At 68.7% G+C, this 12,701-nt stretch carries 9 protein-coding genes and 1 pseudogene; 8 read left to right on the forward strand and 2 right to left on the reverse strand.

Features of this window, described 5'->3' with window-relative positions; translation table 11 throughout:
* The 3 genes from AC1DYX_RS19435 to AC1DYX_RS19445 all read left to right on the forward strand — a co-directional run.
* Nucleotides 1-341: SRPBCC family protein (locus AC1DYX_RS19435; protein ID WP_477261796.1), on the forward strand; the 341-nt coding region annotated here is incomplete at its 5' end.
* Between the two features lie 7 nt (nucleotides 342-348).
* On the forward strand, nucleotides 349-1,683 hold the full coding sequence (locus tag AC1DYX_RS19440) for an erythromycin esterase family protein (RefSeq protein WP_477261798.1): 1,335 nt from the start codon (nucleotides 349-351) through the stop codon (nucleotides 1,681-1,683).
* A 160-nt stretch (nucleotides 1,684-1,843) separates the two neighbouring features.
* Complete coding sequence (locus tag AC1DYX_RS19445) at nucleotides 1,844-2,827, forward strand: hypothetical protein (protein ID WP_477261800.1); 984 nt, start codon at nucleotides 1,844-1,846, stop codon at nucleotides 2,825-2,827.
* A gap of 56 nt (nucleotides 2,828-2,883) precedes the next feature.
* Here AC1DYX_RS19445 and AC1DYX_RS19450 read toward each other — a convergent pair whose 3' ends face one another.
* Nucleotides 2,884-5,292 carry a diguanylate cyclase domain-containing protein gene (locus tag AC1DYX_RS19450; RefSeq protein ID WP_477261802.1) on the reverse strand — a complete coding sequence of 803 codons (2,409 nt, stop codon included), beginning with the start codon at nucleotides 5,290-5,292 and terminating at the stop codon, nucleotides 2,884-2,886.
* A gap of 142 nt (nucleotides 5,293-5,434) precedes the next feature.
* Here AC1DYX_RS19450 and AC1DYX_RS19455 point away from each other — a divergent pair, with 142 nt between their 5' ends.
* From AC1DYX_RS19455 to AC1DYX_RS19465, 3 genes are read left to right on the forward strand one after another with little or no spacing between them, the layout of a single operon-like run.
* Nucleotides 5,435-5,914, forward strand: coding sequence for a (2Fe-2S)-binding protein (locus tag AC1DYX_RS19455; protein WP_477261804.1), 480 nt, complete (start codon nucleotides 5,435-5,437; stop codon nucleotides 5,912-5,914).
* Nucleotides 5,911-8,169 carry a xanthine dehydrogenase family protein molybdopterin-binding subunit gene (locus tag AC1DYX_RS19460; protein ID WP_477261806.1) on the forward strand — a complete coding sequence of 753 codons (2,259 nt, stop codon included), beginning with the start codon at nucleotides 5,911-5,913 and terminating at the stop codon, nucleotides 8,167-8,169. The genes AC1DYX_RS19455 and AC1DYX_RS19460 overlap by 4 nt, the downstream gene beginning before the upstream one ends.
* Before the next feature lie 4 nt (nucleotides 8,170-8,173).
* A complete protein-coding gene (locus AC1DYX_RS19465; protein ID WP_477261808.1) occupies nucleotides 8,174-9,718 on the forward strand; it encodes a tetratricopeptide repeat protein in 1,545 nt (514 codons plus the stop codon).
* 74 nt (nucleotides 9,719-9,792) lie between these two features.
* On the opposite strand, the gene AC1DYX_RS19470 is transcribed toward AC1DYX_RS19465, so the two are convergent.
* Nucleotides 9,793-10,398, reverse strand: coding sequence for an isochorismatase family protein (locus tag AC1DYX_RS19470; protein ID WP_477261810.1), 606 nt, complete (start codon nucleotides 10,396-10,398; stop codon nucleotides 9,793-9,795).
* Between the two features lie 326 nt (nucleotides 10,399-10,724).
* Here AC1DYX_RS19470 and AC1DYX_RS19475 point away from each other — a divergent pair, with 326 nt between their 5' ends.
* Together AC1DYX_RS19475 and AC1DYX_RS19480 are read left to right on the forward strand one after the other, a co-directional pair.
* Nucleotides 10,725-11,894 (forward strand): pyridoxal phosphate-dependent aminotransferase, encoded by a 1,170-nt coding sequence (locus AC1DYX_RS19475; RefSeq protein ID WP_477261812.1) that lies wholly within the window; start codon nucleotides 10,725-10,727, stop codon nucleotides 11,892-11,894.
* 5 nt (nucleotides 11,895-11,899) lie between these two features.
* A pseudogene (locus AC1DYX_RS19480) lies at nucleotides 11,900-12,701 on the forward strand (hybrid sensor histidine kinase/response regulator); the annotation flags it as partial.

Consider the following 12,701-nt stretch of genomic DNA (forward strand, 5'->3'; position numbering starts at 1 on the left):
GGGTCGTGCGCGGACCGGGCGGCAGCGAATTCGCGTGGAATTCCGTGCTCACCGAGCAGGATCGGCCGCACCGCCTGGCCTGGCGCAGCGAAGCCGGCGCCGACATCCCGCAGAGCGGCGCCATCCAGCTCGAACCGCATCGCGGCGGCACGCGCGTGACCGTGCGCATGTCCTACACGCCGCCGGCGGGCGTCCTCGGCCACGGCCTCGCCTCGCTGCTCGGGTCCGATCCGAAAACCCAGATGGACGATGACCTGGCGCGCATGAAAGCCTTCATCGAACGCGGGGCCGTGCCGCGCGACGCCGCGCGGCCGCGTTCCGGCAGCCGCTGGCTGCATTGAGGCGGTCATGGCGACGCCGCATGCGATCGCTGCCATCCGCGCCGCCGCCCGCCCRCTGACGGGCGGCGCGCGCGACTACGATGCCCTCCTCGACCTCGTCGGCGATGCCCGTTTCGTCCTGCTGGGCGAGGCGACGCACGGCACCCACGAGTTCTACGAGGAACGGGCCCGCATCACCCGGCGCCTGGTCGACGACAAGGGCTTCCACGCCGTCGCCGTCGAAGCCGACTGGCCGGACGCCTACCGCGTCAACCGCTACGTGCGCGGCCGCGGCGACGACCGCGATGCGAACGCGGCACTTTCCGGCTTCCAGCGCTTCCCGAACTGGATGTGGCGCAACACCGACGTCACCGCCTTCGTCGACTGGCTGCGACACCACAATGCCCGCACGTCCGGCCCGCAGGTCGGCTTCTACGGCCTCGACCTGTACAGCCTGTTCACGTCGATCGAGGAAGTGCTGCGCTACCTCGAGGAGGTCGACCCGGGCGCCGCCAGGCAGGCGCGGGAACGCTATGCCTGCTTCGACCATTACCACGAGGACAGCCAGCACTATGGTTATACGGCGAGCCTCGACCTGTCGGCGTCCTGCGAGGAAGGCGTGCTGGAACAGTTGCGCCAGCTACAGCAGCGCGCCAGCGACTACATGTACCGGGACGGCGACGAGGAAGCGTTCTTCTATGCCCAGCAGAATGCCCGCCTCGTCAAGAATGCCGAGGAATACTACCGGACGATGTTCCGCGGCCGCGTGTCTTCCTGGAACCTGCGTGACAGTCATATGGCCGAGACACTGGACGCGCTCGCCAAACACCTGTCGAAGGATGGCGAGCCGGAGAAGATCGTCGTCTGGGAACACAACTCCCACATCGGCGACGCGCGCGCGACGGAGATGGGCGAGATGGGCGAGTGGAACGTCGGCGAACTGGCCCGCAAGGAATACGATGGCCAGACCCGGCTGATCGGCTTTTCCACGTACGACGGCTTCGTGACCGCCGCGTCCGAATGGGATGCGCCGGCCGAGCACAAGCGCGTCCGTCCCGGGATGCCGGGCAGCTACGAAGCATTGCTGCACGAAACGGGCATCCCCCGCTTCCTGTTGCCGCTGCGCGAAGGCATTGACACCGACGGCGCGCGCGCCGCAATGCTGGAGCGCAAGCTGGAACGGGCGATCGGCGTCATCTACCTGCCGCGTACGGAACGCCACAGCCATTATTTCGCGGCCGAGATGGCGCGCCAGTTCGATGCCGTGATCCACATCGACCATACGACGGCCGTGCAGCCGCTGGATCCGGGCGGCGGCTGGCATGCGGAAGAGCCGCCGGAAACCTACCCGACCGGCATCTAGACCCGCCATTGTGTCTTAATAATGTCAAAAGGTGAAAATTAGCGAGATTGCAACCCGGTTCAGTCTTATAAAATGAACAAATATCATGCGTGTGCTGCGCGGCCTCTAGGGCTGCGCGCGGTATCGCGCGATCATCAACATTTTGTTCACCTATAAGCCTATGAAGCCAATCCGGGTCACGATCACCGCCGCCCTGCTCGTCGGCACCGCCGGCCTGCATGCGCAGGAAACCAGTTCCAAAGTCGAACATTGCGACCGTCCGCTCGGCACCATCGCGGTCAGCGAGGCGCAGAGCGCGAGCGCGTCCGCGCTGCAAGCCTACGGGCTGGGCTCGCCCGTGGCGCTGCTGCGCATCATGATCCAGCAATCGAACTGCTTCCAGCCGGTCGAACGGGGCGCCGCGCTCGCGAACCTGCAGCAGGAACGGGCGCTGGCCGCGGACGGCGAGATACTGGCCGGCAGCAACGTCGGCAAGGGCCAGTTGCAGGCCGCCGATTTCGTGATGACGCCGAACGTACAATTTACCGCCGGCGACACGGGCGGCATCGGCGGCGCGATCACGAATTTCGGCGGGCGCCTGCTGGGCGGCCTGGGCCGGATCGCGGGCGGCGTCGCCGGCAATGTGAAATTCCGGGAAGCGCAGACGAGCCTGCTGATCGCGGACGTCCGCTCCGGCATCCAGGTGGCGGCCGAAGAAGGCGTCGCCAGCAAGACCGACTTCGGCATCTCAGGCTGGAGCTGGGGCGGCGGCGATTATTCGCGCCTGGGCGGCTATACGAATACGCCGGAGGGCAAGATGGTCGCGGCCAGCCTGCTCGACAACTACAACCGCATCGTCGTCAAGATCCGCAATGAACCGACCCTCGTGCGCACCGGCAGCACGGCCGCCAGGGCGAATGCGCGCGCATCCACCCGCGAAGGCGTGCCCGTGGCGGCCGGCGCCAGCGTGTATGCACGCCTGGCAAGCGTCAAGGTGTACACGGAACCGCGCGCCGGCAGCAAGGTGATGGGCACGTTGAAGCGCGCCGAAGAAGCCATCGCCACCGGCGAGGAACGCGACGGTTTCGTCAGGATCGATGGCGAAAACGTGGCGGGCGGGTGGGTGCAGCGCACGCTGGTGGCGACGCAGCCGGCGGCGCAATGATGCTGGTGGCGACGCAGCCGGCGCCGCAATGTTCCGCGCCGGCACGCGGCGACGGCTCATGACACGTCCCGTTCCATTCCCCGCCGCGCGGACACCCCGTCCAGCGCCGCCTCCGCCGTATCACCCAAGCGCACCACGCAGCGGTTGCGCCCGTTGCGCTTGGCCGCGTACAGCGCGCCGTCGGCCCGGCCCAGCACCTCGTCCTGCGTGGGCAGCGGCCCCTCCGAGGCGGCGACGAGGGCAATGCCGACACTGGCCGTCACCGCCAGGTCGCCGGCGCCGGTCGCGAACGGTCGCAGGATCGCGCCCAGGATCTTCGCGCCGATCCGTTCCGCCTCGTCGTGCCCTTTCACGTCTTCCAGCAGGACGACGAATTCGTCGCCCGCCAGGCGGGCCGGCGTGTCGGTGGCGCGCACGCAGCCGGCCAGGCGCAGCGCGAATTCCTTGAGCACCTCGTCGCCGATGCCATGGCCCCATACGTCGTTGATGCCCTTGAAGTGGTCGATGTCCAGGTAGGCCAGGCCCAACACCTGGCGCTGGCGGCGCGCTCGCTCGAGCGCCTGGCCCAGCAGTTCGCCGAGCAGGCGGCGGTTGGCGATGCCCGTCAGGCTGTCGAACCGGGCCATCTGCACGAGCCGGCTTTCCGCCTCTTTCACGCGCGTCATGTCGTGCGCCAGCGCATACACGCCGCCGACACCCACGGCCAGGCGTCCCTGCGCCTGCACGTCCGGGACGAACGTCCATTCGAGGATGCGGTGCCGGCTCTGGGCCTGCAGGGATATCTCGAACGTGGTGCCGACGCCCTCGAACGCCTGGCGCAGGCGCGGGCGGGCCGCGTCGTACGCGGGCTTGCCCAATACCTCGGCCAGGTGCATGCCGGGCAGGCGCCCCGGCTCGAGGCCCAGCCACGTCTCGAACGTGGCATTGCCGAAGTCGAGGCGGTGGTTGCGGTCGATGTAGCAGATCAGGACCGGCAGGTTGTCGGCGATCATGCGCAGGCGTTGCTCGCTCGCGGCCTGGGCCAGTTCCGCCTGCTTGCGCTCGCTGATGTCCATCGCCAGCACGTAGAAACCGGCGATGCCCCCGTCCTCGTCGATATCGGGGATCGTGTCGATCATCTGGTGACGGGTGGTATCGTCGCTGCGCACGTCTTCGATGTGGCCCCGCTCGCCACGCAGCGCGGCGCGGATCTGCGGCTCCAGGCGGGTGTAGCCGGGCTCGCCCAGCGCCTCGCGCGCCGTGCGCCCGATCGCCCAGCCGGGCGGCGTGCCGAGCATGCGGTCGAAGCCGGCGTTGGTGAATTCGAAGCGCTCCTCGCGGTCGACGTAGGCGATCACGGCCGGCACATTGTCCGCGATCGCGCGCATGCGGGCGGCCGCGCGCGAGCGGGCGTGCACGAGGTCGTGGAACGCGCGCCCCAGGTCGCCGACCTCATCGTGCCGGGCGAGCGCCAGCACGTCGATGTCCTGGCCTTCGTGGCGCACGGCGGCCACGTTGCGGCGCAGCGCGTCCAGCGGCCGCAGGCCGCGCCGCACGAGCCACCATGACGCGACCGCCGCGATCAGCGCCAGCGCGCCCGCCGCGCCATACACCTTGCGGCGCACGCGCTCGAGCGGCGCGAACGCCTCCGCTTCCGGATAATGCGCGCCGAGGATCCAGCCGGTCGTCGCGAGGCGTTTATACGTGACGATGGCGGCGCCATCGCTGTCGCGGCCGTGCAGCCACCCCTCGAATCCATGCAGCGCGCGGGACAGGCCCGGCTGCGTGGCGGGTGGCTGCTCCTGGCGCGACATCGTGCGGTCCCGGACCGGATGGTCGATCTGCACGCCGTCGGCCGACATCAGGAACAGGTAACCCGTGTTGCCCGGTCGCATGGCGTCGACCTGGTGCAGGAAGCGTGCGTGCTGCAGGTCGATGCGGCCCGTAATCACGTAGACGATCTCGCCCTGGTCGTCGAACACGGGCGCCGTCACGAGCACCACCTTGGCGCCGGTCAGCCGGCTCTGGAACGGGTCGGACACAATGCCGCGCCCGCGCAGCAGCGTTTCCTCGAAATAAGGCCGGCCGACGGCCGTCAGCGGCTGCGCAGTCGGCATCGATACGCCCGACGCCACCATGTCGCCGGTGCGCGCAAACACGGCGATGTTGAAGAATTCGTCGGCGGCATCGGCCGTGCGCGCGGTGAGCCATTCCTGCAGGCGGCGCCGATCGCGGCGGGCGTCCGCCGGCATCGCGGCGGCCAGGGCGGCCATGTAGCGCAGGCGCGCTTCCAGCAGGTCGTCCAGGAACCCGGCGGCGCTGGACAGGGTGGCATACTGCTGCGCGCCCAGCACGGCGCGCAGGTCTTCCTCGGCCACGTCCAGGGCCAGCGGGCCGGCCATCAGCGTGGCGCCCAGCACCAGCATGCCGACGGCGCCGGCCAGGCGACTGCGCAGGGTGGTCGGAAAAGGGATCGGTGATCGCATCTTGGGTCGGGGTGCGCCTCGGGGCATCAGGCCGCACCAGTATCGCACACCGCTTGAGTTTCTACTAATACCTTGCAAAACAGAAGCAAAATAACAAAACCCTTGGTCTTGACGGGGCGGTTTGGTTTAGCATTGCAGGGATATGAGCAAATACACATTACACGTGAACGGCAAGGCCCAGGCCGTCGACGTCGAGGCGGATACCCCGCTGCTGTGGGCACTGCGCGATACCCTGGGCCTCGTCGGCACCAAGTACGGCTGCGGCGTCGGCGCCTGCGGGGCCTGCACCGTGCACGTGGACGGCCAGCCGGCGCGTGCCTGCCAGTTGCCGGTGAGTAGCGTGGGCAAGCGCCGCATCACCACCATCGAGGGACTGGACGCGCGCGCCATGCATCCGCTGCAGCAGGCTTGGCAGGAACTGGACGTGCCGCAGTGCGGCTATTGCCAGGCCGGCCAGATCATGACGGCGTGCGCCCTCCTGAAACAGCACCCGCGTCCCACCGACGCCCAGATCGACGACGCCATGGCGGGCAACCTGTGCCGCTGCGCGACCTATGTACGCATCCGCGCCGGCATCCAGCGCGCGGCGGACATCGCGGCCGACGGCAAGGGGAAGGCATGACGCGCGCGGCTGTCCCCTCCTCCTCGCGCCGCCGCTTCCTCGGCCAGTCCGCGGGCGTCGCCCTGCTGCTCGGCGTGCAGGCCGGCGGCGCCATCGCCGCACTGTCCGGCAACGGCGAGGCGGACGCCGCCGGCGACTTCGTCCCCAACGCCTTCATCCGCATCGGCACGGACGGCCGCGTCACGCTCGTCTCCAAGCAGCCGGAAATCGGCCAGGGCATCAAGACCTCGCTGCCGATGGTGCTGGCCGAGGAACTCGACGTCGACTGGAAGCAGGTCCGCGTCGTGCAGGGCGACCTGAACCCGATCTATGGCTCGCAGGGTGCCGGCGGCTCGACGTCGACGCCGACCAACTACGACAACTTCCACCGCCTCGGCGCCACGGCGCGCACCCTGCTCGTGCGCGCGGCCGCGCAGACGTGGAACGTGCCGGCGGCCGAATGCCGCACCGGGAACGGCGCCGTCGTGCATGGCGCCAGCGGCCGCACGCTGGGCTACGGCGCGCTCGTGCGCGCGGCCTCCGCCCTGCCCGTGCCGGACGCCAAGGACGTCGTGCTGAAGGATCCGGCCGCGTACCGCCTGCTCGGCAAGCGCGTGGGCGGCGTCGACAATGCCCTCGTCGTCAGCGGCCAGCCGCTGTTCGGCATCGATACGCGGCTGCCGGGCATGCTGTACGCGACGTACGTGAAATGCCCCGTGCTGGGCGGCCGCCCCGTCGACGCCAACCTGGACGTCGTCAGGCGCATGCCGGGCGTGAAGGCGGCGTTCATCGTCGAGGGCACGGAAGACCTGAACGGCCTGCGCCCCGGCGTGGCCATCGTCGCCGACTCGACGTGGAACGCCTTCCGCGCCCGCAAGAAGCTCTCGGTCACCTGGGACGAAGGCGAAGGCGCGCGCCACAGCTGGACGGGCTTCCTCGCCCAGGCCCAGCAGGCAAGCGGCCAGCCCGGCGCCGCCGTCATGCGCAAGGATGGCGACGTCGACGCCGCCCTCGCCGGGGCCGCGCGCACCGTCGAAGCGACCTACGTCTACCCGTTCATCTCGCACGCGAGCATGGAACCGCAGAACTGCACGGCGTGGTTCAAGCCGGCGGACGGCACGCTCGAACTGTGGGCGCCCACGCAGAATCCGGGCGCGGGCCAGGCGCTCATCGCCACCACCTTCAACATCCCGAAAGACAAGGTCACCCTGCACATCACACGCAGCGGCGGCGGTTTCGGCCGCCGGCTGTCGTCCGACTTCATCGTCGAGGCGACCGCGATCGCGCAAAAGGTCAGGGCACCGGTCAAGCTCACGTGGATGCGCGAGGACGATTTGCAGCACGACCACTTCCGCGCCGGCGGCTTCCACTTCCTGCGCGGCGGCGTCGATGGCGACGGCAGGCTCGTTGCGTGGCACGATCACTTCGTCACGTTCGCCAACCGCGTCGAGAAAAAGGAAAGCGACGGCGGCAGCGCGAGCGTGCTGCAGCCGGGCAGCGGCGGCAACCTGTCGGGCGACGAATTCCCCGGCCGCTGGGTCGCCAACTGCCTGATCGAACAGACGCCGCTCGAATGCCGCATCCCGATGGGACCATGGCGCGCGCCGGGCAGCAATGTGTTCGCGTGGGTATTCCACAGCTTCATCGACGAACTGGCCCATGCGGCCGGACGCGATCCCATGGCGTTCCGCCTGGAGCTCCTGGGCGACAAGGATCTCGTCGCGGGCACGGGCGAACGCGGCGTGCCGTACAACGTGGCGCGCATGCGCAACGTGCTCAAGGCCGCGGCCGACAAGTCCAACTGGGGCCGGCGCAAGTTCGTGCGCGGCCAGGGCGCGGGCGTCGCGTTCCACTTCAGCCACCGCGGCTATGTCGCACAGGTGGCCGAGGTGACGGTATCGAAGGAAGGCCGGCTGCACGTGGACCGCGTGGTCGTCGTGGCGGACATCGGTGCGCAGATCGTGAACCTGTCCGGCGCCGAGAACCAGGTGCAGGGGTCGGTGATCGACGGCCTGTCCACGCTGATGTACCCGGCGCTCGACATCGACAAGGGCCGCATCGTGCAGAGCAACTTCCACGACTATCCGCTGCTGCGCATGCCCGATACCCCGACGAAGATCGAGACGCACTTCCTCAAGACGGACTACCCCGTCACGGGCCTGGGCGAACCCGCGTTCCCGCCGCTCGCGCCGGCCGTCTGCAACGCCATCTTCGCCGCCACCGGCCAGCGCGTGCGCGAACTGCCGCTCGCAAAGGCGGACTTGTCCTGGAGTTGAGCGCATGACGGCGGCAGACCCGTCCGACCTGCTGGGACAGGCCGTGCGCCTGCACCAGCAGGGCCGGCTCGACCAGGCGCAAGCCTTGTACGGGCGCGTGCTGGCAGTGAATCCGCGCCAGTTCGACGCCCTGCACCTGCTGGGTGTGATCGAACGCCAGCGCGGCAATCCGCGCCGTGCGGTGGAATTGATAGTGGAAGCGCTGCGCATCGACCCGCAGCAGGCGCGCGCCCACTGCAACCTGGGTGCGGCGCTGCAGGACCTCGGCCGCGTCGACGATGCCCTGGCCAGCTACGAGGCCGCGCTGCGCCTCGACGCCGCGTACGCGCTCGCGTGGGACAACCGCGGCAACACGCTGCGCCGGCTCGGCCGCCTGCCCGAGGCGCTGGACAGCCACGAACGCGCCCTGAGCCTGACGCCGGCGCTGGCCGAAGCCTGGTGCCACCGCGCCATCGTGCTGCACGACCTGGGCCGCCATGCCGACGCGGCCGCAAGCGCGGAACAGGCACTGGCCGCACGCCCCGCATATGCGGACGCCCTGGTCGCGCTGGGCCATGCGCTGCAGGCGCTGGACCACCACGCGGCCGGCATCGACGCCTACGACCGCGCGCTGGCGCTGGCACCCGCGGCGGAGACCTGGTGCGCGCGCGGCGCCGCGCTGAAGAAAACGGGCGACCTGGCGGCCGCGCTGCACAGCTACGAACGGGCGCTGGCGCTGCGGCCCGGTTACGCGCTGGCCGAGCACTACCGCGCGAACMCGCTGCGTGCGCTGGGCCAGCGCGACGCGGCGGTGGCCGCGTACCGCCGCGCGCTCGCACTGGGCGCCGACGCCGCCGAGATCCGCTTCGCGCTGGCCGCATTGGGCGAGGCGGACCAACCGACAACCGCGCCGGCCGACTACGTAAAAAGCCTGTTCGACCAGTACGCGGGCCGTTTCGACCGCCACCTCGTCGACGTCCTCGGCTACCGCACGCCGGCCCTGCTGGACACCCTGCTCCGTCCGCACCTGGCGGCAGCAAAGGTGGATGCCGCGCTCGATCTCGGCTGCGGCACGGGCCTGTGCGCGCCGTTCCTGCGGCCGCTGGCGCGGCACGTCACCGGTGTGGATCTGTCGCAGCGCATGCTGGACAAGGCCGCGGAACTGGCGCTGTACGATGAACTGGTCTGCGCCGACATCACCGGCTGGCTGACGGAGCGTCCGTCGCAGTCGTGCGGCCTGGCCGTGGCGGCCGACGTGCTGGTCTACCTCGGGAACCTGGCGCCGCTGTTCGCGCGCGTGCGGCACGTGCTGCGCGCGGGCGGGTTGTTCGCGTTCTCGTGCGAGGCGCTGGAGCATGACGATTCCGGGCAGGGCTATGCGCTGCTGCCGTCGAACCGGTTTGCGCATGCGCTGGAGTACGTGACGCGGACGGCGCAGGCGGCAGGGTTCTCGGTGCTGGCCACCGAGCGGGCCGTATTGCGGCGCGATCACGGCCGCGATGTCGACGGATACCTCGTTATCGTTTGGGTGGACCGGGGCGCGCAGCCGGCTCTGCCGTCCACGCGGTGATACGCGCCATCAAATATGCCGCGTCCGTGCCGACGTCCGTTGAACGCGTGGACGGCGAGCCGTCCACCTACCGATCACGCAACCGACAGGGCGACCATCCCGAACTCGCCCAACCGCACCGGCACCGCGCCGCGCGCCACCATGCGGTCGAGCGCGCGGCGCCCGTCGCCCGGCTGCACATCCACGGCGCGCATGGCTTCCGGCACGATCAACGTCGTGAAGCCCTCTTCCAGCGCATCGGTGACGGTGTTCAGCACGCAATAGTCCGTCGCCAGCCCCACCACCGTCACGCGCTCCACGCCCCGCTCGCGCAGTTGCGCGGCCAGGTCGGTGCCGCCGAATGCGGAATAGGCGTCGACCGCGGCGGTGGCGGCTTTCGAGATGACGATGGCGTCGTCCGGCAGCGCCAGCTCGGCCGCGAATTGCGCTCCCGCCGTGTCGGCCATGCAGTGCGGAGGCCACGGGCCGCCCTGCGCCCGGAACGAGCAGTGGTCCGCCGGATGCCAGTCGCGCGACGCGAACACCGGCAGCCCCTGGGCGCGGTACAGCTCGATCAGGTGATTGATGGGCGCGACGACCTCATGGCCGCCGGCCACCCCGAGCGCCCCGCCGGGCAGGAAGTCGACCTGCATGTCGATCACGAGCAGGGCGTCGGTCTTGTCGAGGTGGATCGCACTCATGAAAGTTCCTTCGAAAAGCGGCGCCAGGCCGCGATGCCTCATTGTCGCGCAAACTCAGTGCCGCGTCTGCCTCGCGGCGAGCGCGGCCGCCGCCGGGTCCGGGTCGTGGCCGCCCAGCCGGTTGCGCTTGCAAACACCGTACCAGAATCGGGCGGCGCGCGGCGCCCGTCCCGACCCCGGTACCCAGTGATATCATCCAAATAAGAATTTCCGGTAAACAAATTCATCCGTGCGGCGCGAATTTATCGATTTAGTACAATCAGGCAACACCCAGCCATTGGAACGTGCGCAATACTATTTTAATAACACCATCCCAAGAGCAAACGATGAACATCTCAGCCAGGATTGCCTCGTCCCGTCCCCTTGCCACCACCGCCATGCACGGCCGCGTCGAAACCCTGCGCAGCGAAGGCCGGCCGGTTATCGATTTCTCGATCGCCATCTCGCATTTTCCGGCGCCCCGGCCCGTGCTGGACGCGGTGGCCACGGCGATCGAGCGGGAACGCATCATGCCGTATACAAGTGTCGTCGGCGCCCTGGAGGTGCGCCAGCACCTGGCGGCCAAGCTGGCAAAGGAGAACGGGATTGCGGCGGACACCGACGAGATCATTGTCACGAACGGCGCCAAGCAGGGTCTGTACGAAGCTTTGTATACACTGAGCGACCCGGGCGATACCGTGCTCGTATTCAAGCCGCATTGGCCTGCTTATGTTGCCACTTCACAACTACTAGGCCTGAAACCCATTCTGGCTGATTTGCCGGACGAAATCACCCCGGCGTTGCTGGATGGCCTCGGCAAACCCGACATTGTGATCATCAATAACCCGCACAATCCTACCGGCAAGGTGTACACTCGCCGGGAACTGGAACACCTTCGTGCGTGGGTAGAGCGCATCGGAGCCCGGGTGATCGTCGACGAGAGCTACGAACACCTGATCTTCGAAGGCCGGCATACCAGCCTGGCGGCATTGTGCGATTGGAGGAAGATCGGCGTGGTCACGCTGTTCTCGGCCTCCCAGAGCTATGCCATGATGGGCTGGCGGGTCGGATTCGCGCTCGCGCCCGCCGAAGTGGTCAACGCGATGCAGACGCTGCAGGGCCCGATCACGGCGGCCGCGCCGCATCTGTCGCAGGTGGCAGCCGTCGTCGCTTTCGCGACCGGGGCGCCGCATGCGATGATGGCGGACTACCGTGAGCGGCGCGACCTGGTGGTACGGCAGTTTGCCGAGGTCCCCTGGATCGTCATGCACGCGCCGGATTCCGGTCCGTACCTGTGGGGAGACGTGCGCAGCCTGACGTTGGACACGGTCGGCTTTGCCGAAGCACTGCTTGAGGACAAGAAGGTGGCGCTCATGCCTGGCGAAGCGCTGGGCGTGCCGGGCTACATTCGCCTCGGCTATATTTCGGACGACGTGGCCACGCTGCGCGAAGGTATCCGCAGGATAATCGAATTTGGTGATGCGTATGCCGCGCACGCTGCGGCGGGTAAAAGATAGAAAAGATGACATCTGGTTCGAGCCGCTTCCGGCTGAACAGTCTGCGCAGCCGGTTGATGCTGCTGGTGGCGCTGGCGATCACGCCGCTTGCGGTGATGACGATCCTGTCCGGGGTCCGCGAGCGGGAACACGCCATCAAGGCATCCGAAGAAAACCTGCGCCGCCTGACGGGCATGGCCGCCGCCAACGAGTCACAATCGATCGAGGGTGCGCGCCAGATCCTCGTCGACCTGGCCAGTGTCCCCGACCTGATGGGCGACACGGCCAAGTGCACCTCGCTGCTGTCGGACGTGCTGGACCGCAACGAGGGCTTCGTCAACTTCGGCCTCATCCAGCTGAACGGCGACGTTACGTGCAGCGCCGTGCCGCTGCTGCACCCCGTTAACCTGGGCGACCGCAGCCATTTCCGTCGCGCGATCGCGGAGCGCCGCTTCATCGCCGGCGACTACGTGTTCGGCCGCGTCATCAAGAAGCACACGATCAACCTCACCTACCCCGTCATCGACCGCAGCGGGAAAGTCCTCGCCGTCGTCTTCGCGGCGATGGACCTGGAGGGCCTGGACACCTTCATCAACGACATCAATCTGCCGCCCGGCTCGATCCTGGCGACGGCGGACGCGCGCGGCACCATCATCTCGCGCCGTCCCGATCCCGAGCGCTTCTTCGGCACCAAGCTGACGCCCGCCATGAAGGAGGCGATGACCACGGCCGGCCAGCGTGCCGTGACAATCCGCGGCGAGGACGGCATCGAGCGCCTGCACACGTTTGCGCGCGTGGGCGCGCCCGCGCTGACCGACTACACGGTCA

It is taken from the genome of Massilia sp. P2_C2, from assembly GCF_056404615.1.